We start from the raw sequence: 26,246 nt of genomic DNA on the forward strand, positions 1-26,246 counted from the left end.
GACCACTCGGACGTCGTTCACTCACGGCTCCTTCGTCGGGATGTGCAGGCGCACGGTCCATCCTCCATCGCCGGCCGGGCCGGCGTGCAGCGTGCCGCCCACTTCGGCGGCGCGCTCCCGCATGCCTAGCAGCCCCATGCCGGATCCGCGGGCTGCCTGGGCGGTCCCGGGTGCGTTGGTCACAATGAGTTCGGCACCGTCGGGCAGCGATGCCAGACGGGCCGCCACCGGCGCGCCCGCGGCGTACCGTCGGGCGTTGGTGAACGCCTCCTGCGCGACGCGCAGCACCGCCCGGGCGGCCGCGGCGTCCAGCTCGACCGGCGCGGCCGTCACCGTCTCGTGCGTTCCCTCGGCGAGCGCCTCCAGGGCGGTGGGCAGGTCGACGGTGTCCCCCGGAGCGTGTGGACCGCGTCGCGGGCCCCGACCACCCCGTCCGCGAGGGCGCCGCGGGCGCGCTGCACGGCCCGACGGGCGTCGTCGGTGCGGCCGGCCTCGAGGAGTGCGTCGGCGAGCTCGAGCTGCATGCCCGCGCCGGAGAGGGTGTGGGCGAGCACGTCGTGCAGGTCGCGGGCGATGCGGGCGCGCTCGGCGAGGGCGCTGCCGCGCGCCTCGGAGTCCGCGGTGAGCCTGGTCTGCTCCACGAGTTGTTCGAGCGCCCGGGTGCGTTCGAGGCGCGTGCGCCGGGCGATCCCGGCCCAGACCGCGACGAAGATCGTGCCACCGATCCAGAAGTCGGTCGAGTGCTGCACCGCGAGGCCGAGCGCGACGGTGCCACCGAGCAGCGCCGCGAGCGATACGGACACGCGCTGGGGGAAACGGACTCCGAAGTAGACGGCCGAGACGTACAGGACCGTGCCCGTGCCGGGGTTGGTCTGCAGCGCGAACAGGCCGCCGGCGATCACGACGCCCGTGGCCTCGACGCCGATCCACGCCGGTTCGGGCAGCCGTCGCGCCGGAATCGTGCGCGCCGCGACGACGAGGCAGGTGAGCGCGTACAGGATCGCCAGCCAGGGGGTGTTCCGGTCCCAGTGCAGTGACGCCGCGCCGACCACCAACCCCAGGACCGACGCCCAGAACCCGAAGCGCATGCGGTCACCGTCGAACACCTGGCAATGATGGCAGAGTGGCGGCATGCGCGTACTGGTGTGCTGGCGGCGCTCGCGGTGTTCGCGGGCGCCATGTGGTTCGCGTTCCTCGGGTGGGACCAGGAGTACTACGAGGTCGACGGGGTGACGCAGGGCCCGTACCGGCCGTGGCAGGTGATCGCGTGCGGCGCGGCGATCGTCGGGGCGGCGACGGTGGCGTTCCTGTATCTGCGGCACGTCTGGCTGCTCGCGGTGATCCCCGCCGTCGCGGTGCTGGGCTTCGCCGTGCCGTGGGCCGCGTGGGCGTCCCAGGACTCGACGGGGCTGTGGCTGGTGGGGCTGATCCTGCTGGTCGGGGGCGGCATGATGGGCCTGACGGTGTGGCTCGCGCTGGTGTTCGCGGCGTCCGAGATCGCGCGAACCCGGCGCGCTCGGCGGGCGGGGTGAGATCGCGTTCCCTGTGGGTGGGAAAATGGCCGGCATGTCAGCACGTATGCCCGCACCGATGTCCAGCGCCGCCGCCGACCTCACGGTGGACGCGATCATCGAGGCCCAGACGCGGCTGGCCGGCGTGGTGTCGGAGAGCCCGCTGCAGCTGTGCGATCGGCTGTCGGCGCTGACCGGCGCGAAGGTGTACCTCAAGCGCGAGGACCTGCAGGTGGTGCGGTCCTACAAGATCCGCGGCGCGTACAACCTGATGGCGCAGCTCACCGGGGCGGAGAAGGCCGCCGGCGTGGTGGCCGCATCGGCCGGGAACCACGCGCAGGGCGTCGCGTTCGCCTGTCGGGCGATGGAGGTGCACGGCCGGATCTACGTGCCGACCACCACGCCGAAGCAGAAGCGCGACCGCATCCGCGCCCACGGCGGCCGGTTCGTGGAGCTGATCGCCGTCGGCGAGACCTACGACGCCGCGGCCGCCGCCGCGAAGGAGGACGTGGTGGCGAGCGGCGCCACCTGGGTGCACGCCTTCGACGACGCCCGCACCACCGCCGGGCAGGGCACGATCGGCGTGGAGCTGGTCGAGCAGCTCGGCGGAGTCGTCCCCGACGTGACCGTCATGCCCGTCGGCGGGGCGGGCTGCTTCGCCGGGGTCACGCGCTACCTTCGTTCGCAGTCGCCCGACGCGACCATCGTCGGGGCCGAGCCCGCCGGCGCGCCGTCGTTGGCCCGGGCGATCGAGTCCGGCGGCCCGGTCGATTTGGAGACCATCGACCCGTTCGTCGACGGTGCCGCCGTCAAGCGGATCGGGGCGATCGGCTACGACGTCGCCGTCGCCGAGGGCGGTGCCGTGTGGCCCGCACACGAGGTCCGCGACGTGGCCGCGGGCGAGCTGGGGATCATCGAGGTGGATGAGGGCGCCATCTGCACCGCGATGCTGGACCTGTACCAGAACGAGGGCGTCATCGCCGAGCCCGCCGGCGCGCTGTCGGTGGCCGCGCTGGCGCAGCTGCGGTTCGAGCCCGGCTCCACCGTGGTGTGCCTGCTGTCGGGCGGCAACAACGACGTGTCGCGCTACAACGAGGTGATCGAGCGCTCCCTGGTGCACCAGGGGCTCAAGCACTACTTCCTCGTCGCGTTCCCGCAGGAGCCCGGCGCCCTGCGACGGTTCCTCGACGACGTGCTCGGCCCCGATGACGACATCACGCTGTTCGAGTACGTCAAGCGCAACAACCGCGACACCGGCGAGGCACTCGTGGGCGTGGAGCTCGGCCATGCCGGCGACCTGGGTGCCCTGCTCGAGCGCATGGACTCCTCGCGCCTGCACTGCGAGCGCCTCGAGCCCGGTTCGCCCGCGTACCGCTACCTGACGTGACCAAGGACGACGGAGTGGCGAACTCGGGTGACGAATCGGCGTGGCAGGAGACCGCGTACCTGTTCCGCTCGCCGGCGAATGCGCAGCGTCTGCTCGACGCCGCGGAGGCTGCGGAACGCGGCGAGTTCGCGGAGCATTCGCTGGATCTCGAGTGAGGATCGTCTTCACCCCGCAGGGGTGGGAGGACTACGTCTTCTGGCAGCAGGCCGATCGCTCGTTGCTCAAGCGGATCAATCGGCTGCTGGCGGATGCTGCGCGCGACCCGACCGGAGGGATCGGGAAGCCCGAGCCGCTCAAGTACGGAATCGCCGGTGCCTGGTCGCGTCGTATCAACGAGGAGCACCGGCTGGTGTATCAGGTGCCCGGCGATGACCTGATCGTCCTGCAGGTCCGGTACCACTACGCGAAGTAGGCGAACCCTCATGGAAACTCGCTACGCGCCAACCTGATTCGCAACGGACCATGACGAATCTTGATGCGAGGAAACAGCTGGCGCCGGATGCCCATGATCAGAGATCATTCGTACGTGACGAAGGAACCCGAGCGCGAAATGCGGGAGAACGCGGCTACTACGCTGGTGGAGATACTCGGTTCCGGAGATGGCTCCGAGATCGAGTTCGATCCGGCGCGTCTGGGCCTCATCGCGCGTACACCCGAACTGTGACAACGGCCCGACGGTGCAGCGCACCGTCGGGCATGCGCGGCTCAGCCGGTCAGCCGGCCGGGACCACCTGCTGCGCGCGGTGCGCGGCCACGCGCTGCTGGATGAACCAGCTCTGCGCGAACAGGGTGACGCCGATGAACAGCATCGTCGTGACGCCGGCGAAGCCGCGGCCGGAGTGGTCGCCGAGCGCGGCGGGGACGAGGAAGTCCACGGCCACGTGCAGGCCGATCGCCACGAGCCACAGGCCGATGGTCGCGGCCGTGCCCTGGCGCAGATAGCGGCCGTCGGGGCCGGGGAAGACCCTGGTGCTGAGCGCCCGCGGGTAGGCGAGCGCGACGGCGATGATCAGGCCCAGGACGGCGGCCACCACATGGCCGGCGCCCACCTCGCCGCCCGACGACACGTACTGCACCGTCTGGACCAGGCCGATGATCGCGAGCGCGGCGGCCACGCGGGCGGTCTTGTCCTTGAGCGGGCGGGCCTGCAACTGGCGGTAGAAGATCCAGCCGAGGGCGAGGACGGCGATGAGGGCGGCGGTGGCGTTCGTCATGCCGATGACTCTCGTCCGAACCGGGCCGCGGCGGATCGACCCGCGGGTGGAGATCCGGGTGGAGACGTACCCTGGCGAGCATGCACCGCTCAGAGCGCCTCGAACCCGCCGTGATCGAGTTCCTCTCCGCCGGAACGCGCACGGGGCACCTCGCGTACCTCGGCGGCGACGGGCGACCGCTCACCGCGCCGGTCTGGTTCGTGGTCGACGACGGCTGCGTCGTCTTCGCCACCGGTCGTGACACGCCGAAAGGCAAACTCCTGGCGAAGGATCCGCGGGTCAGCGTGAGCGTGGACCTGCAGGAGCCCCCGTACGCGTTCGCGCAGGTACAGGGCCTCGCCGAACTCGTCGACGATCCGGACTACCTGCTGAAGGTGCACGGCGTGCGGCGTGCGGTACATGGGCGCCGAGCGCGGCGAGGAGTACGGCCGCCGCAACGCCGTGCCCGAGGAGGTCGTGGTACGCGTGCGCCCGGCCCGCGTCCTCTACAACGGCGACGTCACCGCATGAGCGGCTTCGAGGTCCAGCTCGGGCCGTGCGTCGGCGGCCGGCTGCGCACGTGGACCGGGGACGGCACCGGCCGGCTCTGGTCCGTCCCGCAAGACGAATGGCTCCGCACGGCACAGGGATCGATCACTCACGCGCGCCGAGGTCGGAAAGGGCCTGTTCCGCGAGGTCGGCACCCTGACCGGCGACACCCTCGTGGTGCGGCCGCGCCTCCCCGTCCCCGGCGCCGCGGGCGGCGGGCTCACGATGGAGCCGCAGTCCATGGACCTGGCCGAGCCGCGACGACGGCCTCGCGCGGAACGTTCGAGGACTTCCGGGAGATCCTCGAACGCGCCGTCGCGCGATGCGTGGACGCGGGGGAGTTCCTCGTCGTCGAGCCCACCGAGGCCGCCGGCGAGCCCGGAGCGGGGAGCGCAGGTTCTGCCTCTTCGCCGTCATGCCCGACGGTGCCGACCACGTCGCCGTTGTCGAAACCGCGCCCGCTCCGCAGGATTCGCTGCTCTGGGACCGTACGTCGACCCCGCGAACGCGACGCACACGGTCGCGGCACCGTCGACGCCCGAGACCCTGACGATGGTCCCCAGCCTGATCACCGAGGCCGTCCGCGGGTGGGGGCTCGACCCGTGGGACCTCGTGTTCACCTACGGCACGCGCTGACCGCGCTCATCCGAGCTCGTCGACCGCGGCCCTGATCAGCGCGAGGCTGCGCCGACGCTCGGCGAGCCCGGGAATCATCCCGGAGATCATCAGCTCCTGCGGCCGGGTGCGCTCGAGCAGCGCGGCGAGCCCGTCGCGCACCGTCGCCTGCGAGCCGACGATCCACGCCGATGTCGACGGCGCGATCGACGCCTCCTGCTCCGCCGTCAGCGGGGCCGCGGCCGCCTGATCGTAGGTCGGCAGCCGCCCGGGGTTGCCGGTGCGCACCCGGTACATCGCCGCCTTCGCCGGTCCGGCGATGCGCTCGGCCTCCGCGTCGGTGTCGGCCGCCACCACCGTCACCGTCAGCATGGCCGACGGTGCCGCGATCTCGCCCGGCCGGAAGCTGTCGCGGTACTCGGCGAGCGCGGGCATCGTGGCCTGCGGCGCGAAGTGCCGGGCGAACGAGAACGGCAGCCCCAGCAGGCCGGCGAGCTTGGCGCTGAACGTGGACGAGCCCAGCAGCCACACCTGCGGGTGCGCGCCGATGCCCGGCGTCGCGGTGATCGCCGCGTACGGGTGGTCGGCGGGGAAGCCGTCGTTGAAGAAGGCCCGCAGGTGGGCGAGCGCCTGCGGGAAGTCGTCGACCGACTCGCTCACCCCGCCGCCGCGCAGCGCGTGGGCCGTGAGCTGGTCGGTGCCGGGGGCACGGCCGATCCCGAGATCGATGCGGTCCGGGAACAGCGCGTCCAGCGTGCCGAACTGCTCGGCCACCACCAACGGCTGGTGGTTGGGCAGCATGACGCCGCCGGATCCCACCCGGATCGATTCGGTGGCCGCCGCGATCTGCCCGATCAGCACTGCCGGCGCCGAGCTCGCGATGCCGGGCATCGAGTGGTGCTCGGCGACCCAGACCCGGTGGTAGCCCAGGCGTTCCGCCTCCTGCGCCGTGGCGATGGTGGCACGCAGGGCGTCGCCGAAGGAGGCACCGTCGACGACGGGCGCGAGCTCGAGGAGCGACAGGCGAGGGCGGGAGAAGGAAGCTTCGGTCACTGAAGGGACAACAGAGGGCGGCCCGGGAATCTTCCCGAACCGCCCCCGATCGTCGAAACCGGCGGCGTCAGACCAGCTCGCGCAACAGCTCGATCTGCTTGACCCGGCCCGCCGGGTCGGCCGCGATGGGCGCGACGTTGAGCACCGTGGCGCCGGCCTCGGCGAACGCCGCGACCCGCTCCTTGACGAAGCCCTTCGGGCCGATGAGCGAGACGTTGCGCGCCAGCTCGTCGGGGACCGCCGCCGCGGCGGCGGCCTTGTCGCCCGCGAGGTACAGCTCCTGGATGCGGTCGGCCTCGGCGCCGTAGCCGTAGTTGGTGGCCAGGGTGTGGTAGAAGTTCTTGCCCTTCGCGCCCATGCCGCCGATGTACAGCGCGAGGTGCGGCTTCACGAACCCGAGCAGCTCCTCCACGTCGTCGCCGATGGCGAGCGCCGGCCCCGCGTAGATGTCGAGCTCGCCGAGGCTCGGGTCGCGCTTGGCCTTGCCCGCGGCGACGGCGTCGCCCCACACGTCCTTCGCCTTCTCCGGCAGGAAGAAGATCGGCTGCCAGCCCTCCGCCACCTCCGCGGCGAGGGCAACGTTCTTCTGGCCGAGCGCGGCGAGCAGCACCGGGATGCGGTCGCGGACCGGGTGGTTGATCAGCTTGAGCGGCTTGCCCAAGCCGGTCCCGCCACCTTCGGCGGTCAGGGGCATCGTGTAGTACTTGCCCTGGTGGTCGAGCCGCTCGCGCAGCCACACCTTGCGGCAGATCTCGATGATCTCGCGGGTGCGACCGATCGGCGCGTCGTACTGCACGCCGTGGAAGCCCTCGATCACCTGCGGACCCGAAGCGCCGAGGCCCAGGATGAACCGGCCGTCTGAGACATTGTCCAGGCCGGCCGCGGTCATCGCCGTGAGCGTTGGCGTGCGGGTGTAGATCTGCAGGATCCCGGAGGCGAGCTGCACCCGTTCCGTCTTCGCGGCGAGGTAGCCGAGCGCGCTCACCGCGTCGAACGAGTACGCCTCGGGGACGAAGATGATGTCGATCCCGGCCTTCTCGAGGTCCTGGACTTCGTCGGCCGTGGCCTTGAACCCGTCCGTGTAGTTGATGCCCAATCCGATTCGCATAGGCGCAAGACTCTCACAAAGCGACCGCTTAGCAACAGGGTGTCGGCGATGTGCCGCCCCCGGCCGAGCGGTCGATCACCACGAACGAGTGCGCCGGCACGACTGTCGCACCGTCCCGCGTCGTGGTGGGCTCCCACGTGAGCAGCGGATCCCCGGCGAACGGCGCGGTCACGGGTACGGCCGCGAAGTTCACCAGCAGGCTCGTCTCGCCGCGGTGCACTGCGAACCACGTGGCCTCCCCGGGATGGTCACAGCGCACGGCCCGGAAGTCGTCGCCCGACAGGCGAGCCCGGAGCGCGATGAGGTCGCGGTAGGTGCGCAGGAGCCGGGCGTGCGCGGGCGCGTCGAGCTCGGACCAGTCGAGCGTCGACGCGGCGAACGTCGCCGGGTCCTGCGGATCCGGGACCTCGCCCGGGGCCAGCCGTGCTGCGCGAACTCCGCCCTGCGTCCCTCGACGGTGGCCCGCGCCAGCTCGGGCTCGGGGTGGCTGGAGAAGAACCGGAACGGGGTCGTGGCGCCCCACTCCTCGCCCATGAACAGCATCGGGGTGAACGCCGAGAACAGCACGAGCGCCGCCTTGACCGCCAGCATGCCGGGCGTCAGGTACTCGGACGGCCGGTCGCCCCGGGCGCGATTGCCCACCTGATCGTGCGTGCAGGTGAACGCCAGGAGCTGCGACGGTGCCACCCGCGCCGGATCGATCCGCGCGCCGTGCACGCGGCCGCGAAACGAACTGAACGTGCCCGCGTGGAAGAAGCCCTCCGTGAGCACCGTCGCCAGACATTCGGGGCTGCCGAAATCGGCGTAGTAGCCCTGTCGCTCGCCGGAGACGATGGCGTGGATCGCGTGGTGCACGTCGTCGTCCCACTGCGCGGTGATGCCGTATCCGCCGAGCTCGGCGGGGCTGACCAGCCGCGGATCGTTCAGGTCCGATTCCGCGACGAGCGCCAGCGGGCGGCCGAGCTCGGCCTCGAGCGCGCGTGCCCGGGCGGCCGCCTCCTGCAGCAGGTGCGTGGGCGAACTGTCGACCAGCGCGTGCACCGCGTCGAGTCGTAGCCCGTCCACGCGGTACCGGCGCAACCACCACTCGACGTTCTCGAGGATCAGGGCGCGGACCTCGGCGCTGTCCGCACCGGACAGGTTGATCGTGCGGCCCCACGGCGTGGACCCGTCGGTCTCGTACGGCCCGAACCGGCCCAGGTAGTTGCCCGACGGTCCGAGATGGTTGTGCACCACGTCCAACAGCACGCCCAGCCCAAGCCGGTGCGCGGCGGCGACGAACCGCTCCAGCCCGGCCGGCCCACCGTACGGCTCGTGCACCGCGAACCAGCCCACACCGTCGTACCCCCAGCCGTGCGGCCCGTTGAACGCGTTGACGGGCATCAGCTGGACGAACCCGACGCCCAGCGCCACCAGGTGCGGGAGTCGCTCGATGGCGGCGTCGAAGGTGCCCGCCGCCGTGAACGTGCCCACATGCAGTTCGTAGACGACCGACCCGCGCAGTTCCCGACCCGCCCACGGGTCGGCGAGCGCCGGCGAACCGATCAGGGCGGAAGGGGAGTGCACGCCGTCGGGCTGCCGTGGCGACCGCGGGTCCGGCAGTACCGTCTCGTCGTCGTCCGGGAGGAATCCGTACCGGCCCCCAGGGCGGCGGGAACGCGGATTCGCCACCACCCGCCGGCTTCGGCGGCCATCGGGTGGACCGCGCCGTCGAGCCAGAGCCGCACGAGGCCCGGGAGCGGTGCCCAGACCTCGAAGGTGTGCGGCGCGGCGACGATGGGCGCGGGAGACATAGGTGAGCAACCCTATCCCCGGTGCGACGCCTCAGTGCAGCCGCTCCCATTCCGGGGTCCGGGCGCGGTGCAGCGCGAGCGCCGCGAGCGCGGACTCCGCCGTCTCGTGCTGCCCGCCCGTAATCCTGCCGACGGTGGGGAAGTCCTGAGCGCGCAGCGTGCGGAAGCGCCACAGGTCGTCGAGCGAGTGGGCGCAGATGTGCGTCTCGAGGGCGACGGACGCCGGTTCGCCGAAGCACGCGTTCGCGTGCTCGCCGATGAACTCCGCGTAGGTGCGCTCGCCGAGCCGGACGAACACCCCGTCGCCCATCGGGATCTCACTGAGCACGGACCGCTCGCCCGCGAGCACCAAACGATCGTGGATCTCGCCCGTGAGCTCCCACGCGGCCGCCATCCCCGCGCAGCGGATCAGCAGGTGCGCCACCTCGTCGGGCTGGTCCAACAGGCCCAGGATGGAATGCCGGCCCTCGCGGAACGCCCGCACCTCGATCGCCCCGCCCGGGAGGGACTGGGCCGTGAGTCGGGACGTGGCCGCGACCAGCACGAGGCGGCCGCTCGGCTGGAGCTCGGCGGGGAGGCCGTGCTCGCGCAGCGATTCCGCGACCCGCGCGAGCGAGGAGGCGCGGATCCGGTTGCCGCTGACGCCGGTGCGCGCGGTGGCGGATTGGGCGAGTGCCGTCGTGAGCGGCCGCGGGGTTTCGCTGTTCATGCTGCGAGTGTGCGCGCAGGCACTGACAAGTTTTCTAATCCCGGGTCAGCAGCGCGACCGGATGTTCGATGAACAGCGCGGCGAGGAGGGTCCGGCCCGCGTGGACGTGGTGCGACAGGCGATCGGTCCACAGGCCCGGGGGCAGGTCGACGACCGTGTCGTGCCACCCGCCGCTGTGTTGGAGCGCCAGCGAGCGGCGCGTCGCGAGGGCGGCCACGTCGGGGGCCGCGCCCGGTGCGCCGCGCAGGAAAGCCGACCAGGTGATCCGCCGCCGGGCCCTCCGCCGCGAGCGGCGCGTACGTGCCGCCGACGAAGCTATCCGGCCGCTCGCGCCGCAGTCGTAGCGCCGACCGGACGAGTTGCTGCTTCGGGTGCGAAGCGCCCGTCAGTGTGTCCCAGTCGACCGGCCTGCGGTTGTCGGGATCGACGAGCGAGTCGTCCCAGCGCTCGGTGCCCTGGTAGACGTCCGGGACGCCCGGCCCGGCGAGCTGCAGCAGCTTCTGCGCCAGCGCGTCCGTGCGGCCGTGCGGGGCGAGGGCGTCCACCAGTTGCGCGGGGGCGGCACCGTCGATGACGGCGTCGAGGAAGGCGTGCCCGGCCGCCTCGAACGCCCCGTCTGGCGCGGTCCAGGAGGTCCCGATGCGGCCCTCGCGCATCGCCTTCTCGGCGTACGCGTGCAGGCGCGCGCGGAACTCGTCGGTGATCGCCCCGTCTTCCGGCCACACCCCGAACGCGGTCTGCAGCAGGAACAGGCCCGTCACGGGATCCAGCGAGGAGGGCGCCGAGGCATCCACCGGTCGGCGAACGCCGCCCAGTCGGCCGGGCACTGGCTCAGCACGCCGATGCGTGCCCGCACGTCCTCGCCGCGTTTGGTGTCGTGGGTCGAGAGCGCTGTCATCGTCGCGGGCCACTGCGCGGCGCGGCGGGCGAACGCCGGGTGCGGATCGCTCGGCCCGAAGTCGGACGGTGCGCCGCCCACCTCCTGCAGGGAGATCAGGCGGGCGGTGCGGTAGAACAGCGTGTCCTCGACGGTCTTCGCAGTGAGCGCCCCCGTGAACTGGGGGAAGCGGAACGCGGTCTCGGCGCCCCGCTCGCGTGCCTGCGCGAGCAGGTGGAAGGCGTCCGTGCTGCCGGGCTCATCGGGCTCGCACTCCTGCGAGCGGGTGCGGGCTTCGGCGCGCAGCCGGGCCGCGGCCGCCGCGAGCACGGGGTAGTCGTCGCGGTAGTAGGGCGTGTCCCGCGCCCACCGGACGATCGCCTCCTCGATCAGCGGTTGCGGGGGCGGTCCGGCGAGCGATGTGGGCGTCGACTCCCGCAGTGCGGCCCGCGCGAGCCGGCGCAGCTCGGGGCCGAGTGCGCCCCGGGCGAAACCGTCCGCGATCCCGGCGCGCGCCGCCCTCAGGGCCTCCGCGCCGCCGGCGTCGCCCGCCCAGCGCTCGTGCACCGCGCCGAGGCCCGCCGCGCCCGACGGATCGAGCAGGGCGTGGCCGAGCTCGCGGAGCGCGTCGTACCCGGTCGTCCCGTCCACGGGCAGCCCCGGGTCCAGCGGTTCGCCCGGTTCGAGGATCTTCTCGATCACGACCCACGCGTCCGGACCGGTGAGCGCGCGCAGCCGCCGCAGGTAGCCGACCGGATCGGCCAGCCCGTCGGGATGGTCGACGCGCAGCCCGTCGGCAATGCCGTCCGCGAACCACGACCCGATCTCGGCGTGCGTCGCGGCGAACACCTCGGGATCCTCGACGCGGACCGCGGCCAGGTCATCGACGGTGAAGAACCGGCGGTACGAGCGGACGGGCGATCGCCACGGCACCAGCCGGTAGGGCTGTGCGTAGTGAATCCGCTCCGCATCGCCGCCGCCCACGTCGCGGCCGATCGGGAAGACCCGATCGTGATACCGGAGCACCGGCTCGGGTCCGGTCCGGTCGACGGTGATCGACGCGGCGTCGTCCTCCGAGGCGAGGACGGGAAGCGCGAGCTTGCCGCCCGCCCCGTTGCGGGATTCCCAGTCGATGTCGAAGTAGCGCGCGAACGCCGACTTCCGGCCGTGCGTGAGCACGTCCCACCACCACGGGTTCTGTTCCGGCCGGCCGACGCCGAGATGGTTCGGGACGATGTCGATCACCAGGCCCAGACCGTCGATGTGTGCGGCATCGGCGAGTCGCTCGAGGCCCCGGCGTCCGCCGAGCTCGGCGCGCACCGCGGTCGGATCGGTCACGTCGTAGCCGTGGGTGGAGCCGCGCACGGCCTCGAGGACGGGGAGAGGTACAGGTGGGTCACGCCCAGATCCGCCAGGTAGGGCACCCGGCGGGCGGCGTCGGCGAACGTGAAGTCGGGCCCGAGTTGGAGGCGATAGGTCGCGCCGACGGGCCGCGGGACGCCGGAAGCCATGCGCCGATCATGCCACCGGGAGCCGCTACGCTCCGAGGCGACCGGATCGAAGGAACCACCATGACGCCCCGCCCCGTCCTGCTGCTCGCCGTGTGCCTGCTGGTCGTCGCCGCATGCGGCGACCGGCCGCGATCGGGCGCCGAGGTGACCGTGCAGCTCGACGGTGGCACCACGGACGGCACCGTCACCCCGCCGCTGCTCGTGGCCTACCGCATCGGCGACACGATCGCCGGGCCCGCCCCGGCACCGTCGGGACTGCGCAAGCACACCGAACGCGACGTGCCCGACGGCGCCGAGGTCACGGCGTCGATCCGCACCGCCGCGCCCGGTTCCGCGGGCACGACGGTGCGGTGCCGGATCTGGGTGGGCCGGGCGCTCGTCGAGCTGCGGGAAGCGACGGGGCCGGGCGCATCCGCGGAGGGCCGGCACACCGTCGGGCGTTGACGGGGCCGCCCCTGCCACCGCTAACGTGGCCCGGCATGACCCCCGATGAGATCCTCGCCCTGGACGCAGCCACCCTCTGGCACCCGTACAGCGCCGTCGGCGGCGCGGGCGTCCGCGTCGTGACCGGCGCGCACGGGGTCACCCTCACGCTCGGCGACGGCGCCCGGGTGATCGACGGGATGAGCTCGTGGTGGGCCGCGATCCACGGTTACCGCCACCCCGTCCTCGACGCCGCGGCGAAGGCGCAGATCGACACGATGTCGCACGTGATGTTCGGCGGCCTCACCCACGCGAGCGCCGCCCGGCTGGGCGAGCTGCTCGTGGAGATCACGCCGGCGGGATTGGACCGGGTGTTCCTCGCCGACAGCGGGTCCGTGTCGATCGAGGTCGCCGTGAAGACCGCGCTGCAGTACTGGCGCGCCCGCGGCGTCCGCGGCCGCAACCGCCTGCTCACCTGGCGCGGTGGCTACCACGGCGACACGTTCACCCCCATGAGCGTCTGCGACCCCGAGGGCGGGATGCACGCGCTGTGGACCGACGTGCTCGCCTCGCAGGTCTTCGCGCCCGCGCCGCCCGCCGAGTACGACGAGGACTACGTCGCGGAGCTGGACAGGCTCGTCGCCGAGCACGCCCACGAGCTGGCCGCCGTCATCATCGAGCCCGTCGTCGAGGGCGCGGGCGGCATGCGGTTCCATCCGCCCGCCTACGTCGCGGCGCTGCGCGAGATCACGCGGCGGCACGGAGTCCTGCTCATCTGCGACGAGATCGCCACCGGCTTCGGCCGCACCGGCACGCTGTTCGCGTGCGACGCCGCCGGCATCACCCCGGACATCATGTGCGTGGGCAAGGCCCTGACCGGCGGATACCTCACGCTGGCGGCCACGCTCTGCACCGATGAGGTGGCCCGCACCATCTCCGATTCGGACCAGGGGGCCCTGATGCACGGGCCCACGTTCATGGGGAACCCGCTCGCCTGCGCCATCGCGGTGGCCAGCACGGAGCTGCTCCTGTCGCAGGACTGGACCGGCCGGGTCGCCGGGATCGGCGCGGGCCTCGAGGCGGGCCTGGCGCCCCTGCGGGAGGTGCCCGGGGTGGTGGACGTGCGCGTGCTCGGCGCGATCGGTGTCGTTCAGCTCGACCGGCCCGTCGACGTGGCCGCCTCGACCGACGCCTGCATCGCCGAGGGCGTGTGGCTGCGGCCGTTCCGCGACCTCGTCTACACGATGCCGCCGCTCGTCTGCACGCCCGATCAGATCGCCCGGATCACGCGGGGGGTCTCGGCCGCTGTGCACGCGGCGTTACAGTGAGGGCATGAACAGCGTTCAAGTGCCGGCCGGCCGGAGTGTTCACGTGCCTGCCCGCCCGCGCGTTGAGAACGACGCGCTGGGATGGCTCGACGGGTACGCCGCCGACCGGGAGGCGGCGGGGCTGCGGCGCACGCTCGCCGCGCGGCGTGCGGACGCACCCGGCATCGACCTCGCCTCGAACGACTACCTCGGCCTCAGCCGCCATCCCCGCGTGGTCGAGGAGGCCGCCGAAGCGGTGCGGGTATGGGGTGCGGGCGCGACCGGATCGCGGCTGGTCACCGGGACCACCGAACTGCACGAGGCGTTCGAGCGCGACCTCGCCGGCTTCCTCGGCGCCGAGGCGGCGCTGTGCTTCTCCTCCGGCTACCTCGCCAACCTCGGGGTGGTCACCGCGCTCGCCGGGCGGGGCGCGCTGGTCGTCTCCGACGGCGGCTCGCACGCTTCGCTCGTCGACGCGTGCCGACTCTCGCGCGCCCGGATCGTCGTCGTGCCGCGCGGCGACGTGGGCGCGGTCCGCGCCGCGCTCGCCGACCGGACCGAGGCCCGCGCGCTCGTGCTCACCGACTCCGTCTACAGCGCCGACGGTGCGCTCGCCCCCGTCGCCGCGCTGCACGCCGCGGCCCGGGAGGCGGGCGCGGTCCTCGTGGTCGACGAGGCCCACGGCCTCGGCGTTCGCGGCGCCGGCGGCCGGGGCCTGGTCCACGAGCTCGGGCTGGCCGGCGCTCCCGACCTGGTGGTCACCGCCACGATGTCCAAGGCGCTCGGCGCGCAGGGCGGAGTCGTGCTCGGCCCCGAGCGCGTGCGCGCCCACCTGATCGACGCCGCGCGCCCGTTCATCTTCGACACCGGCCTCGCCCCCGCCGCGGTGGCCGCCGCCGGCGCCGCGCTCGCCGAGCTCCGCGACCGCCCCGGCCTGGCCGCCGCCGTCCTGGATCGGGCCCGGGCCGTCGCGGCCGGCGTCGGCGCGCCCAGGCCCACCTCCGCCGTCGTGTCGCTGGTCCTCGGCGACCCGGATCGGGCGGTCGCGGCCCGCGACGCCTGCGCCGCCGAGGGCGTCCACGTGGGATGCTTCCGGCCACCGTCGGTCCCGGAGGGCACGTCGCGTCTGCGCATCACCGTGCGCGCGGACCTCACCGACGGCGAAGTTGCGCGCGCGGTCGAGGTCATCCGCCGGGCGGTCGCGTGATCCTCTGCGTCACCGGCACGTCCACCGGCGTCGGCAAGACCGTCGCGACGGCGGCGCTCGCCGCCGCGCTGCTGCCGTCCGGGCCGGTCACCGTCGTCAAGCCCGCCCAGACCGGTCTCGCCGACGGTGCCGAGCGCGACGCGGACGGCCAGCTCGCCGACGCCGCCGAGGTCGAGCGCCTCGCGCCGGGGACGCGCACCGTCGAACACCTGCGGTTCCCCGACCCGCTCGCGCCGCTCACCGCGGCCCGTCGGGCGGGGCGCGAGCCCCAGGGCGCGCCGAGGCCGCGTCCGCCGTCTGCGGGCACGACGGTGCCGTTCTGGTCGAGGGTGCGGGCGGGGTCCTCGTGCGGCTGGGCCTGGACGCCACTCGAACACCGTTCACGATGATCGACCTCGCGGCCGACCTCGCAGCCGATGTGCTCGTGGTCGCCGCCCCCGCGCTCGGCACGCTCAATCACACCGAGCTCACAGTTCGCGCGCTGGAGTCGCGCGGGGTCGCGTGCGCCGGCATCGTGCTGTCGCGCTGGCCCGACGATCCCGGTCTCGCCGAGCGGTGCAACCTCGCGGACCTGCCGGACGTGACCGGGGTGCCGGTCGTCGGGCGGATTCCCGACGGTGCCGCGGGGCTCGCGCCGGACCGGTTCGCGCGCGCTGCGGCGTCCTGGTTCGACCCCGCCTGGCTCAGCGAGCGAGCCAGGCGCTGAGCAGGTCGATCCGCTGCCATCCGCCCGCGACGTCGAGCGGGTAGCCGGCGGGTCCCGCGGTGCGGGCGATGCGCTCGCGCAGCTGACCGTCGCTCAGGCCCGGGTGGGCCGCGCGGAGCAGGACGACGGCACCGTCGGGCACCTGGGCCGGCGCGTCGCCGCCGATGCGCGGCAGGCCCCAGGTGAGGTCCCGACGGTACGCGGCGGCGCCGGCGCCGGTGTCCACGTAGTTCTGCTGGCAGGCCACGGCGTTCGCGATGGTGCCGCCCACGCGGGCGGACAGCGCCGCCCGCACCTCGGTGCGGGCCTGCCCGACGAGCCGCGCGAACGCGGGGTCGGAGAGCGCGTCGGCGACCGCCGCCTGGGCGAGGATGCGCCCGCCGATCACGTCGAGGGGGTAGTGCACGCCCAGCACCACGCGGTGATGGCCGTAGTCGGCGGCGCGCGCGAGCAACTGCGGCCCCAGCTCCGGCAGCAGGGTGGCCAGCACCAGCGCTTCGGAGTAGCCCCACGCGGTATGACCGGACGGGAAGGCCCCCGACCCGCGGACCGATTCGTACAGGTCGGGACGCTCGTCGCCGTACTTCTCGATCCGATCCGGCGCCACCTCGAACGGGCGCGGGTACTGGAAGTGCTTCTTGGCCGCAGAGGTGCTCACATACGCGTCGAGCAGTGCCTTCTCACCGAAGAGAAGCGCGCTGGTCCGGGGAGTTCCCCTGCCTTCTCGGCGGCGCGGAAGGCGGGGGAGAGGCGGCTGCCGAGTGCGTTGACGATCGACTCGTCGCCGATGCCGTAGTTGTCATTGACGGCGTACCGTCGTTCAGCGGCGGTGGCGGCGTTGTTCGTCGCGACGGCGGTGTCCAGGTTCGCGGCGAGTACGGTCTTCGGCAGCGAGGGGAAGGCCGACAGCTCATCGATGTAGGGCTTCGGGGTCGCCGTGCGCGTGAGGTCGTCCGGTGCGAAGGGGCTCGCCGTGGGTGCGGCCCTAGGGGTGAACGAACACGGTGCGGCGGGGGTCGCCGAGACCGGACCGGCTGTGGTGCCGAGCGGGGTTGCGAGGGCGGCTGCGGTCACGGCCGCGACCAGGATCTTCTTCGGACGCATCATCATGCTGTCACTCTCACGGCGATACCTAGAAAAGAGAAGGAAACGATCCCGGACGATTCGATGAACGTTTCCATCGCTACCACTCGTGCCTGAACGCCGTTCACGAATTGAACGCTGTACAGTGCTCGATAGCCGCGCGGTGAACAACGCCGCGACAACTCAGCCGACGAGGGAGATCGCATGACCGGAGTGCTGGCCGATATCGTGGACATCGCGCGCGAGCAGGTGCTCGAGCGCGGCGAGGGATTGAACGAGGATCAAGTACTCGCCGTCCTGCAGTTGCCCGATGACCGGCTCGACGACGTCCTGCAGCTCGCCCACGAGGTGCGCATGAAATGGTGCGGGCCCGAGGTCGAGGTCGAGGGCATCATCAGCCTCAAGACCGGCGGCTGTCCCGAGGACTGCCACTTCTGCAGCCAGTCGGGCCTGTTCGAGTCTCCGGTGCGCTCGGCGTGGATCGACATCCCGTCGCTGGTCGAGGCGGCGAAGCAGACCGCGAAGACCGGCGCCACGGAGTTCTGCATCGTGGCCGCCGTCCGCGGCCCGGACAAGCGTCTGATGAGCCAGGTCGCCGCCGGCATCGAGGCCATCCGCAACGAGGTCGACATCCAGATCGCCTGCAGCCTCGGCATGCTCACCCAGGAGCAGGTCGACGAGCTCAAGGCGATGGGCGTCCACCGCTACAACCACAACCTGGAGACCTCGAAGTCGCACTTCCCGAACGTGGTCACCACCCACTCGTGGGAGGAGCGGTGGGGCACCCTTCAGATGGTGCGCGAGGCCGGCATGGAGGTCTGCTGCGGCGGCATCCTCGGCATGGGCGAAACGCTGGAGCAGCGCGCCGAGTTCGCGGCGAACCTCGCTGAGCTGGATCCCGACGAGGTGCCGCTCAACTTCCTCAACCCGCGCCCGGGCACCCCGTTCGGCGACCTCGACGTGCTCGAGCCGAGCGAGGCGCTCAAGTCCGTCGCCGCGTTCCGCCTGGCCCTGCCGCGCACCATCCTGCGCTTCGCCGGCGGGCGAGAGATCACGCTCGGCGACCTGGGCGCCGAGAAGGGCATCCTCGGTGGCATCAACGCGGTCATCGTGGGCAACTACCTGACGACGCTGGGCCGTCCGGCCGAGACCGACCTCGACCTGCTGGATTCGCTGAAGATGCCGATCAAGGCACTGAACGAGACCCTGTGATCCCCGTGGCCACTCCGGAGCCGGTGTACAACGAGTTCACCGGCAAGCCGCTCGCCGACGGCGTCCCCGTGTTCGAGGCCGCCCTTCTGGGCCTGGAGCCTCCCCGGTACTGCGCCTACTGCGCCCGCAGGATGATCGTCCAGGTCAGCCCGCACGGATGGACGGCGCGGTGTTCCCGGCACGGAGAGCTCGATTCGAAGAGCCGCGAGCGCTGAGGGGCGTTCACAGGACCGGCCGTTAGGCTGCTGGCGATGAACACGAACCCGCCCGCCCGCTCGACGTCGTTCGCCGTGGTCCCGGCCGTCATCGGCGCGGTGCTGGGCGCGTCCGCGGCCCTCGTCTGGGGCCTGACGGTGCCCGGCGTGCGCGGGTTCGTGACCGACTCGGGTGACGCACTGCTGCGGCAGGGCCAACTCGACAACGTCTTCCTCGCGACCGCCTCGTTCACGGCGGTATCCGTGGTCGGCGGGTTGCTGACGGCGCTCCTGGTCTTCCGCGGGGGCCGGCGCACGCCGCGCGGCGTGGCGATCACGCTGGGCGCCGCCTCGCTCGGGGTGCTGATCGCGGTGCTGCTCGGCCAGGCCGTCGTCGACGCCCGTTTCGCCGGACCCGGCGCGAAGGGGCTCGACTTCACCGCGGCACCGTCGATCCGGCTGTACGGCAGCAACTTCTACGGCCCCGCCGATCACCCCGGAGGGGTGATCGGCGCATTGGCGTCGTGGGTCCTGGTCCTGGTGGCCGGGCGCGGCGGCGTTCGGGTGCGCCGTTCTCGCCGCCCTCGGACGGCTTCCCGAGGACTCAGTTCCCGGTGTGACCGCGCAGCAGGTCGGCGAAGTCGCTGACGGGACCCAGGTCGGTGGCCTTGCCGGAGCGCTGCGGGGCGCCCAGGTCGGACGGTCCGCCGAAGCCGGCCACGGCACCGTCGGACTGGACGAGCGCGCCGGCGAGCTCCGCCCCGGCCCGGGAGATCCGGGACGCCAACTCGGCCGAGCCGAAGTCCTCGGTGGCGGCGAACACGCCGGTCGGCAGCACCTGCGCCCGCAGGTAGCTGAACAGCGGCCGCAGCGCGAAGTCGAGCACGAGTGAGTGCCGCGGGGTCCCGGCGGTCGCCGCGATCATCACCGGAACGCCGGTCAGCGCATCGGGGTCGAGCGCGTCGAAGAACATCTTGAACAGCCCGCTGTAGCTGGCGGTGAACACCGGCGAGACGGCGATCACGCCGTCGGCCGCTGCGATCGCGTCCTTGGCCTCGGTCAACGCCGGGGTGGGGAGGCCCGTGGTCATCACAGTCGCGAGGTCGCGCGCGAGCTCGCGGATCTCGATCACCGTCACGTCGAGTGCCTCGCCGCGGGCTGAGACGCCCGCGCCGGTGGCGTCGGCGAGCTGATCGGCCAGGAGGCGGGTGGACGAGGGCTCCGATACCCCGCCGGCGACCACGACGAGCCTGCGTGCCATGTCAGGCCTCCTTCGCGGCGACGAGGGCCTCGCGGGGGACCACGAGACGATGCGGCGAGTCCGGGCCGGCCGCCACGAGGCTCTCGTGCGTGGGCGGGTCCGACGGTACGCCCTCGGGCCGACGCAGCTCGAACTCCTTGCGCAGCACGGGCACCACCTGCGTGCCCAGGATCTCGATCTGCTCGAGCACCTGGTCGAGCGGCAGGCCCGCGTGGTCGATCAGGAACAGCTGCCGCTGGTAGTCGCCGGCGTAGTCGGCGAAGCTCAGCGTCTTCTCGATCACCTGCTCGGGTGTGCCCACGGTGAGCGGGGTCATCTGCTCGAAGTCTTCGAGCGACGGACCGTGGCCGTAGACCGGGGCGTTGTCGAAGTACGGCCGGAACCGGCGCTTGGCCTCGGCCTCGGTCTCGGCCATGAAGACCTGCCCGCCCAGGCCGACGACGCCCTGCTCGGCCGAGCCGTGGCCGTAGTGCTCGAAGCGCTGCCGGTACAGGCGCACCATCTGCTCGGTGTGCTCGCGGTTCCAGAAGATGTTGTTGTGGAAGAAGCCGTCGCCGTAGAACGCGGCCTGCTCCGCGATCTCGGGGGAGCGGATCGAGCCGTGCCACACGAACGGCGGGGTGCCGTCGAGCGGGGCGGGGGTGGACGTGTAGCTCTGCAGCGGAGTGCGGAACTCGCCCTCCCAGTCCACGACCGGCTCGCGCCACAGCCGGCGCAGCAGGTGGTAGTTCTCGATGGCCAGCGGCACGCCCTGCCGGATGTCCTTGCCGAACCAGGGGTACACGGGGCCGGTGTTGCCGCGGCCCAGCGTGAGGTCGACGCGGCCCTGCGCGAGGTGTTGGAGCATCGCGTAGTCCTCGGCGATCTTCACCGGGTCGTTGGTGGTGATGAGGGTGGTCGCCGTGCTCAGCTTCAGATCGGTCGTCTTCGCGGCGATCCAGCCCAGCAGCGTGGTGGGCGAACTGGGCACGAACGGCGGATTGTGGTGCTCGCCCGTGGCGAACACGTCCAGGCCCACCTCCTCGGCCTTGAGTGCGATCGTGGTCATCGCCTGCAGGCGCTCGTGTTCACTGACGGTGGTCCCCGTGGTCGGATCCGTGGTCACATCGCCGACGCTGAAGAGTCCGAACTGCATGTCGATCCTTCCTGTACGGGCCCGGATGGCCCTCTGCGGACTGTAACGGACCGTAGTCCGATTGTATTCCGCGTCGGCGTCGGGCGGCGCGGGGTGGCGCCGGGCCCGTCGCTTTCGTTCCGCAATACGTCCTGCGGGAACCGGGGTGGGCGTCCTACCATCGGTTCGTCTGTACCCGACCGAGGCGCTGATCATGTCGACACTGACCGACCTGCAACTGCTGACCGAACTCGAACCCGTGGTGGGAGAGAACATCGACCGCCACCTGCGTGTCGCGAAGAACTGGAACCCCCACGACTACGTGCCGTGGAACGACGGCCGGAACTTCGCCGCGCTGGGCGGCACGGACTGGGAACTCGCTCAATCCCCGCTGTCCGAGGTGGCGCGCGTCGCGATGATCACCAACCTCCTCACGGAGGACAACCTCCCGTCGTACCACCGCACCATCGCCGACAACTTCTCTCTCGACGGTGCCTGGGGCACCTGGGTGGGTCGATGGACCGCCGAGGAGAACAGGCACAGCATCGCGATGCGCGACTACCTGCTCGTCACGCGCTCCGTCGACCCGGTGAAGCTCGAGCGCGACCGCATGACGCACCTCGAGCTCGGCGTGGAGGCGCCGGACGAGTACGGGGGCGTCCTCGACCAGGTCGTGTACGTGACCATCCAGGAGCTCGCGACCCGGATCAGCCACCGGCAGACCGCGCGAGTCTGCGACGAGCCGGTCGCCGACGCGCTGCTCAAGCGGATCGCCACCGACGAGAACCTGCACATGATCTTCTATCGGAACCTGACTGCCGCGGCCCTGGATATCGCGCCGGACCAGGTGTTGAAGTCGATCGTCAAGGTGACGACGAACTTCGTCATGCCGGGCGAGGGTAAGCCCGACTTCCGGCGTAACGGCGTGCTGATGGTTAAACACGGGATCTACGACCTGCGGCAGCATCTCGACGACGTGCTCCGGCCGATCTTCAAGGTCTGGGGCCTGTTCGACCGGAACGACGTCTCCGCCGCGGGCGAGCAGTACCGCGACGAGCTCGGGCGCTACCTGGAGAAGCTGGAGGCGGACGTCGTGCGGTTCGAGGAGAGCCGGGCTCGCGCCGTCGAGCGCGAGCGTGCCCGCGCCGAGCGCAGGTCGGCCTGACCGCCGCGTAGACGGTGCCCCGCGGCCCGGTCAGCCGGGCGGACGCAGGGTTGCGAACTCATCGGTGATCCGCAGGTAGGAGTCGGTGAAGCGGTACAGCGCGGGCGGTCGCCCGCGAGTCGCCTGCCCGGTCTCGCCGGTCGCGGTGATCACGGACCGGCGGGACAGGATGCGGAGCAGGTTGGTGGCGTCCACGGGATAGCCCAGCACCGCGACGTAGACGTCCCGCAGCTGCGAGACGGGGAATTCACGCGGGGCCAGCGCGAAGCCGATGTTCGAGTACGAGAGTCGGGCGGCGAGGCGGGCACGGGCGCGGTGCACCATCGCGGCGTGGTCGAAGGCCATGGTCGGGAGTGCTTCGACGGGGTGCCAGGTGGTGTCGTCGGGTAGGCGGGGATCGGTGCCGGAGCGGACGAGGCCGAGGAACACCGAGGCGAGCGTGCGGTCGGCATCGGTGCTCGCGGGGACGCGGTGGGGATCGGAGAACTCCGCGAACTGCTCGAGGTGGGCGACCTCGGTGAGATCGACCTTCTCGGCCAGCAGCCGGCGCGCGCTGGTCGGCAGGTCCTCGCGCGGGTCGAGCAGGCCGCCGGGCAGCGACCACGCGCCCTGGTCGGGCGCCAGCCCGCGCTGCCACAGCAGCACCTCAAGGGTGCCCGAGCACGCGGCCGTCGCGCCGGCCGGCGAAACGCGGAACACGGCGGACAGCACTTCGTGCGCGACCCGCTGCGGGGGAGCGGTGCTAGCATCGGTCATATATCGATCATAGGTCGATAAATCACCGACTACGAAAAGGAGGCCGCGATGACTACAGCCACCCCCGCTGCCGACTTCAGCTCCCCCTCTACGACCGCATCGTCGAGGGCGGTGGCATGTACACCGGCGTCGACGGAGACCGCGAATGGGCGGCCGAGGTCAAGCGTCTCGCTGCGCTGCGCGATGCCACGATCCTCGCGCACAACTACGAGCTGCCCGCGATCCAGGACGTCGCCGACTTCGTCGGTGACTCGCTGGCCCTCTCGCGGATCGCCGCCGACGTCTCCACGTCGACCATCGTCTTCTGCGGCGTCCACTTCATGGCGGAGACCGCGAAGATCCTCAGCCCGGAGAAGGCGGTCCTGATCCCGGACCAGCGGGCGGGCTGCTCGCTGGCCGACTCCATCAAGGCCGTCGAACTGCAGGAGTGGAAGGACGAGCACCCCGGCGCCGTCGTCGTCTCCTACGTCAACACCACCGCCGAGGTGAAGGCGCTGACCGACATCTGCTGCACGTCGTCGAACGCCGTCGAGGTGGTGCAATCGATCCCCGAGGACACCGAGATCCTCTTCCTGCCCGACCAATTCCTCGGCGCGCACGTCAAGCGCGTCACCGGCCGGCAGAACATGCACATCTGGGCCGGCGAGTGCCACGTACACGCCGGCATCAACGGTGACGAGTTGGCCGCGCAGGCCGAGGCCCACCCCGACGCCGACCTGTACGTGCACCCCGAATGCGGCTGCGCCACTTCCGCGCTGTACCTGGCCGGCGAGGGCGCGGTCCCGGACGACCGCGTGAAGATCCTCTCCACCGGCGGCATGCTCGACGCCGCACGCGAGACCGGAGCCAAGGAGGTCCTCGTGGCCACCGAGGTCGGCATGCTGCACCAGCTGCGCATGGCCGCACCCGGCGTCGACTTCCGCGCGGTCAACGACCGCGCGTCCTGCAAGTACATGAAGATGATCACCCCTGCCGCCCTGCTGCGCTGCCTGGTCGAGGGCAAGGACGAGGTCTTCGTGGACGCCGAGATGGCTGCCGCCGGGCGGAAGGCCGTGACGCGGATGATCGGGATCGGGCAGCCCGGCGGCGGGAATGACCACCACCGCCGGGAGCGGATCGACTGACCCGCAGGGTTTCCCGCTGGACGGCACCGCTGTCGCCGATCTGCTCGTCGTCGGCGCGGGCGTCGCGGGCCTGACCGCCGCGGTCGCCGCGGCGGACGCGGGCCTGGCGGTGACGGTGCTGTTCAAGCCGTCGACCGGGGGCGCTCCGTCGACCTCGACGGCGTACGCGCAGGGCGGGATCGCCGTCGTCGATCCGTCGGACCCGGAGGACTCGATCGACCGGCACGTCGCCGATACCGTGGCGGCCGGCGGCCCGCTGGTCGACGTGGTGGCGACGCGCTCGATCCTCGCCGACGGTCCCGCCGCCGTGGACCGGCTGATCAGTTGGGGCGCCGAGTTCGACAGGCGCCCCGACGGTCGGCTCAAGCGAACGCGCGAGGGCGGCCACACCGTCTCGCGGATCATCCACGCGGGCGGCGACGCCACCGGCGCCGAGGTGCAGCGCGCCCTCACCGCAGCTGCGAAGTCGCGGTTCACGCTCACCGCGCGCCCGGCGCAGGCGTACGCGCTCCTCGCCGACGGTGACCGCATCGTCGGGGTCCGCACGGCCGAGGGCGACGCCTTCGGGCGCACTGTTCTGCTCGCCACCGGCGGTGCGGGGCACCTGTTCTCCAGCACGACCAACCCGCTGGGCGCGACCGGCGACGGCATCGCCCTGGCGGAGGCGGCGGGTGCCGACGTCCGCGAGCTGGAGTTCGTCCAGTTCCACCCGACGATGCTCTTCACCCTGGCGCGCGGGGCCGGCGGCCGCTGATCTCCGAGGCCGTCCGTGGTGAGGGCGCGCACCTCGTCGACGCGAACGACCACGCCGTCATGGACGGCGTGCATCCCATGGGCGACCTGGCGCCGCGCGACGTCGTGGCCCGCGCCGTTACCGACGCGATGGAGCGCACGGCGGCGCCGTGCGTCTACCTCGACGCGACGATGATCCCCGACGTCGCGCATCGCTTCCCGACGGTGACCGAGGCCGTCCGCGCCGCCGGCCTCGACCCGCAGACGGACCTCATCCCCGTCGTACCCGGAGCGCACTACCTGTGCGGCGGCGTGGTCACCGATCTTCACGGCGCGACCGGAGTCCCGGGCCTCTACGCCGCGGGCGAGGTGGCCCGCACCGGTCTGCACGGTGCGAACCGGCTCGCCTCCAACAGCCTGCTCGAGGCGCTCGTGATGGGGCTGAGGGTGGCGGCCGCCGCGCAGTCCGCGGCCGCGCTGCCGGGCGGGACGGTCCGGGAGATCGCGCCCCGGCAGGCCCGCGCCGAGCGGGAATCCCTGCAGGACACCATGACCCGGTCCTGCGGCGTGCGGCGCACCGTCGACGGCCTGGCCGGGCTGACCGCGCTGCTGGCCGATCCAGGCTTCGTCGCCTACGCGCCCGCGGTATCGTCCCGGGACCGGGAGGACGCCATGCTGACCGCGGTGGCCCGCCGCATGGCGGGGCAGGCCCTGACCAGGCTGGAATCCGTGACCGGGCCCGCGCGTGGGCACAGTGATGCAGTACTGGAGGTACGTCCGTGACCGAGTTGACGCTGGAGCCCGACCGCGCCGAGGTGGTGCAGCTCATCCGTGCCGCGCTCGACGAGGACCTCCGCTACGGCCCGGACGTGACCAGCGAGGCCACGGTGCCCGCCGGCGCGACCACGCTCGCGAGGGTCATCAGCCGTGAGCACGGGGTGCTGGCGGGTATTCCCGTCGCGGAATGGGTGCTCGATGAGGTGGTGGGCCCCGGCAACTACCGGGTGCCCGCGAAGATCGCCGACGGCACCGTCATCGCGCCCGGCGACGTGGCGATGGCCATCGAAGGCCCGACGCTCGCCCTGCTCACCGCGGAACGCACTCTGCTCAACGTCGTCACCCACCTCTCCGGCATCGCCTCGGCGACGGCCGCCTGGGTCGCCGAGGTCGAGGGCACCGGCGCGAAGATCCGGGACAGCCGCAAGACGCTCCCCGGCATGCGCGCGCTGCAGAAGTACGCCGTCCGCGCCGGTGGGGGAGTCAACCACCGGATGGGGCTCGGCGACGAGGCGCTCATCAAGGACAATCACGTCGTCGCCGCGGGCTCCGTGACGGCCGCGATCGAGGCCGTGCGTCGGCGCGCGCCCGGCGTCCCGCTCGAGGTGGAGGTGGACTCGCTCGAGCAGCTCGAGGAGGCCTTCGCGCTCGGCGTCGACCTCGTGCTGCTCGACAACATGCCGCTGTGGATGACGCAGTCCGCGGTTCAGCGCCGGAAGAAGCTCGCGCCGCGTACGAAGCTGGAGTCGTCGGGCGGGCTCACGCTCGACGTCGCGGCGGACTACGCGCGCACCGGCGTCGACTTCCTCGCCGTCGGCGCCCTCACCCACTCGGTGCGGGCCCTCGATCTGGGCCTCGACATGTGACGACGGCCGCGAG

At 72.2% G+C, this 26,246-nt stretch carries 25 protein-coding genes and 5 pseudogenes; 17 read left to right on the forward strand and 13 right to left on the reverse strand.

The features are described from left to right. Positions 1–21: 21 nt before the first annotated feature. The gene (locus tag MTP03_RS10340; protein ID WP_248491830.1) at positions 22–333 is read right to left on the reverse strand and encodes an ATP-binding protein; all 312 of its coding nucleotides are present in this window, start codon (positions 331–333) and stop codon (positions 22–24) included. Then, complete coding sequence (locus MTP03_RS10345) at positions 330–1,106, reverse strand: sensor histidine kinase (protein ID WP_248491831.1); 777 nt, start codon at positions 1,104–1,106, stop codon at positions 330–332. Before MTP03_RS10345 ends, MTP03_RS10340 begins: the two co-directional genes overlap by 4 nt. A gap of 6 nt (positions 1,107–1,112) precedes the next feature. On the opposite strand from MTP03_RS10345, the gene MTP03_RS10350 reads away from it, so the two are divergent. The 5 genes from MTP03_RS10350 to MTP03_RS10370 all read left to right on the forward strand — a co-directional run bounded on the left by MTP03_RS10350 (position 1,113) and on the right by MTP03_RS10370 (position 3,562). After that, positions 1,113–1,532, forward strand: coding sequence for a hypothetical protein (locus MTP03_RS10350; protein ID WP_248491832.1), 420 nt, complete (start codon positions 1,113–1,115; stop codon positions 1,530–1,532). A gap of 34 nt (positions 1,533–1,566) precedes the next feature. After that, positions 1,567–2,898, forward strand: coding sequence for a threonine ammonia-lyase IlvA (ilvA, locus tag MTP03_RS10355; protein ID WP_248491833.1), 1,332 nt, complete (start codon positions 1,567–1,569; stop codon positions 2,896–2,898). Beyond that, the gene (locus tag MTP03_RS10360) at positions 2,895–3,053 is read left to right on the forward strand and encodes a hypothetical protein (protein ID WP_248491834.1); all 159 of its coding nucleotides are present in this window, start codon (positions 2,895–2,897) and stop codon (positions 3,051–3,053) included. The genes ilvA and MTP03_RS10360 overlap by 4 nt, the downstream gene beginning before the upstream one ends. Then, a complete protein-coding gene (locus tag MTP03_RS10365) occupies positions 3,050–3,310 on the forward strand; it encodes a Txe/YoeB family addiction module toxin (protein WP_248491835.1) in 261 nt (86 codons plus the stop codon). The genes MTP03_RS10360 and MTP03_RS10365 overlap by 4 nt, the downstream gene beginning before the upstream one ends. Positions 3,311–3,424: 114 nt before the next feature. After that, positions 3,425–3,562, forward strand: coding sequence for a hypothetical protein (locus MTP03_RS10370; protein WP_248491836.1), 138 nt, complete (start codon positions 3,425–3,427; stop codon positions 3,560–3,562). A gap of 49 nt (positions 3,563–3,611) precedes the next feature. Here the strand turns inward: MTP03_RS10370 and MTP03_RS10375 are convergent, their stop codons facing one another. Beyond that, positions 3,612–4,112: a hypothetical protein gene (locus tag MTP03_RS10375; protein ID WP_248491837.1), complete on the reverse strand. Its 501-nt coding sequence runs from the start codon at positions 4,110–4,112 to the stop codon at positions 3,612–3,614. Positions 4,113–4,192: 80 nt separating this feature from the next. Between MTP03_RS10375 and MTP03_RS10380 the strand changes: the two are divergent. Then, positions 4,193–4,498 (forward strand): annotated as a pseudogene (locus tag MTP03_RS10380) (pyridoxamine 5'-phosphate oxidase family protein); the annotation flags it as partial. Positions 4,499–5,282: 784 nt separating this feature from the next. Here MTP03_RS10380 and MTP03_RS10385 read toward each other — a convergent pair. The 5 genes and pseudogenes from MTP03_RS10385 to treY all read right to left on the reverse strand — a co-directional run bounded on the left by MTP03_RS10385 (position 5,283) and on the right by treY (position 12,306). Beyond that, positions 5,283–6,308 (reverse strand): LLM class flavin-dependent oxidoreductase, encoded by a 1,026-nt coding sequence (locus tag MTP03_RS10385; RefSeq protein WP_248491838.1) that lies wholly within the window; start codon positions 6,306–6,308, stop codon positions 5,283–5,285. A gap of 67 nt (positions 6,309–6,375) precedes the next feature. After that, positions 6,376–7,416 carry an LLM class F420-dependent oxidoreductase gene (locus MTP03_RS10390; protein ID WP_248491839.1) on the reverse strand — a complete coding sequence of 347 codons (1,041 nt, stop codon included), beginning with the start codon at positions 7,414–7,416 and terminating at the stop codon, positions 6,376–6,378. Between the two features lie 28 nt (positions 7,417–7,444). Further along, positions 7,445–9,209: pseudogene (gene treZ, locus MTP03_RS10395) on the reverse strand (malto-oligosyltrehalose trehalohydrolase). 31 nt (positions 9,210–9,240) lie between these two features. Beyond that, a complete protein-coding gene (locus tag MTP03_RS10400; RefSeq protein ID WP_248491840.1) occupies positions 9,241–9,918 on the reverse strand; it encodes a hypothetical protein in 678 nt (225 codons plus the stop codon). A gap of 34 nt (positions 9,919–9,952) precedes the next feature. Beyond that, positions 9,953–12,306: pseudogene (treY, locus tag MTP03_RS10405) on the reverse strand (malto-oligosyltrehalose synthase). Positions 12,307–12,366: 60 nt separating this feature from the next. On the opposite strand from treY, the gene MTP03_RS10410 reads away from it, so the two are divergent. The 4 genes and pseudogenes from MTP03_RS10410 to bioD all read left to right on the forward strand — a co-directional run bounded on the left by MTP03_RS10410 (position 12,367) and on the right by bioD (position 15,949). Continuing rightward, the gene (locus MTP03_RS10410; protein WP_248491841.1) at positions 12,367–12,750 is read left to right on the forward strand and encodes a hypothetical protein; all 384 of its coding nucleotides are present in this window, start codon (positions 12,367–12,369) and stop codon (positions 12,748–12,750) included. A 35-nt stretch (positions 12,751–12,785) separates the two neighbouring features. Continuing rightward, positions 12,786–14,057, forward strand: coding sequence for an adenosylmethionine--8-amino-7-oxononanoate transaminase (locus MTP03_RS10415; protein ID WP_248491842.1), 1,272 nt, complete (start codon positions 12,786–12,788; stop codon positions 14,055–14,057). Positions 14,058–14,061: 4 nt separating this feature from the next. Beyond that, complete coding sequence (locus tag MTP03_RS10420) at positions 14,062–15,243, forward strand: 8-amino-7-oxononanoate synthase (RefSeq protein WP_248491843.1); 1,182 nt, start codon at positions 14,062–14,064, stop codon at positions 15,241–15,243. Continuing rightward, positions 15,240–15,949, forward strand: a pseudogene (bioD, locus tag MTP03_RS10425) (dethiobiotin synthase). The gene MTP03_RS10420 and the pseudogene bioD overlap by 4 nt, the downstream one beginning before the upstream one ends. Here bioD and MTP03_RS10430 read toward each other — a convergent pair. Next, the gene (locus tag MTP03_RS10430; RefSeq protein WP_248491844.1) at positions 15,927–16,607 is read right to left on the reverse strand and encodes a phosphatase PAP2 family protein; all 681 of its coding nucleotides are present in this window, start codon (positions 16,605–16,607) and stop codon (positions 15,927–15,929) included. The pseudogene bioD and the gene MTP03_RS10430 overlap by 23 nt on opposite strands. After that, complete coding sequence (locus MTP03_RS10435; protein WP_248491845.1) at positions 16,604–17,059, reverse strand: hypothetical protein; 456 nt, start codon at positions 17,057–17,059, stop codon at positions 16,604–16,606. The genes MTP03_RS10430 and MTP03_RS10435 overlap by 4 nt, the downstream gene beginning before the upstream one ends. Positions 17,060–17,236: 177 nt before the next feature. On the opposite strand from MTP03_RS10435, the gene bioB reads away from it, so the two are divergent. The 3 genes from bioB to MTP03_RS10450 are packed head-to-tail and all read left to right on the forward strand — an operon-like array spanning position 17,237 to position 19,086. Next, a complete protein-coding gene (gene bioB / locus MTP03_RS10440; protein WP_248491846.1) occupies positions 17,237–18,244 on the forward strand; it encodes a biotin synthase BioB in 1,008 nt (335 codons plus the stop codon). Between the two features lie 5 nt (positions 18,245–18,249). Then, complete coding sequence (locus MTP03_RS10445) at positions 18,250–18,459, forward strand: hypothetical protein (RefSeq protein WP_248491847.1); 210 nt, start codon at positions 18,250–18,252, stop codon at positions 18,457–18,459. A gap of 36 nt (positions 18,460–18,495) precedes the next feature. Next, entirely contained in the window at positions 18,496–19,086 is a 591-nt protein-coding gene (locus tag MTP03_RS10450; protein WP_248491848.1) for a hypothetical protein, read from the forward strand. On the opposite strand, the gene MTP03_RS10455 is transcribed toward MTP03_RS10450, so the two are convergent. Both MTP03_RS10455 and MTP03_RS10460 read right to left on the reverse strand, forming a co-directional pair. Further along, a complete protein-coding gene (locus tag MTP03_RS10455; protein ID WP_248491849.1) occupies positions 19,043–19,699 on the reverse strand; it encodes an FMN reductase in 657 nt (218 codons plus the stop codon). The two genes, MTP03_RS10450 and MTP03_RS10455, sit on opposite strands and share 44 nt — an antisense overlap. A 1-nt stretch (position 19,700) precedes the next feature. After that, a complete protein-coding gene (locus MTP03_RS10460; RefSeq protein ID WP_248491850.1) occupies positions 19,701–20,834 on the reverse strand; it encodes an LLM class flavin-dependent oxidoreductase in 1,134 nt (377 codons plus the stop codon). Between the two features lie 190 nt (positions 20,835–21,024). Between MTP03_RS10460 and MTP03_RS10465 the strand changes: the two genes are divergently transcribed. After that, the gene (locus MTP03_RS10465) at positions 21,025–21,978 is read left to right on the forward strand and encodes an acyl-ACP desaturase (RefSeq protein ID WP_248492122.1); all 954 of its coding nucleotides are present in this window, start codon (positions 21,025–21,027) and stop codon (positions 21,976–21,978) included. 30 nt (positions 21,979–22,008) lie between these two features. On the opposite strand, the gene MTP03_RS10470 is transcribed toward MTP03_RS10465, so the two are convergent. Next, complete coding sequence (locus tag MTP03_RS10470; RefSeq protein ID WP_248491851.1) at positions 22,009–22,734, reverse strand: NUDIX domain-containing protein; 726 nt, start codon at positions 22,732–22,734, stop codon at positions 22,009–22,011. Positions 22,735–22,850: 116 nt separating this feature from the next. On the opposite strand from MTP03_RS10470, the gene nadA reads away from it, so the two are divergent. The 3 genes and pseudogenes from nadA (at position 22,851) to nadC (ending at position 26,233) form a co-directional block, all read left to right on the forward strand. Then, positions 22,851–23,858, forward strand: a complete 1,008-nt coding sequence (nadA, locus tag MTP03_RS10475; protein WP_248491852.1) for a quinolinate synthase NadA — start codon at positions 22,851–22,853, stop codon at positions 23,856–23,858. Continuing rightward, a pseudogene (gene nadB / locus MTP03_RS23115) lies at positions 23,827–25,373 on the forward strand (L-aspartate oxidase). The gene nadA and the pseudogene nadB overlap by 32 nt, the downstream one beginning before the upstream one ends. Further along, positions 25,370–26,233, forward strand: a complete 864-nt coding sequence (gene nadC, locus MTP03_RS10490; RefSeq protein WP_248491853.1) for a carboxylating nicotinate-nucleotide diphosphorylase — start codon at positions 25,370–25,372, stop codon at positions 26,231–26,233. Before nadB ends, nadC begins: the two are co-directional and overlap by 4 nt. Positions 26,234–26,246: the final 13 nt, after the last annotated feature.

This window comes from Tsukamurella sp. PLM1, assembly GCF_023168325.1.
Lineage (GTDB): Bacteria > Actinomycetota > Actinomycetes > Mycobacteriales > Mycobacteriaceae > Tsukamurella.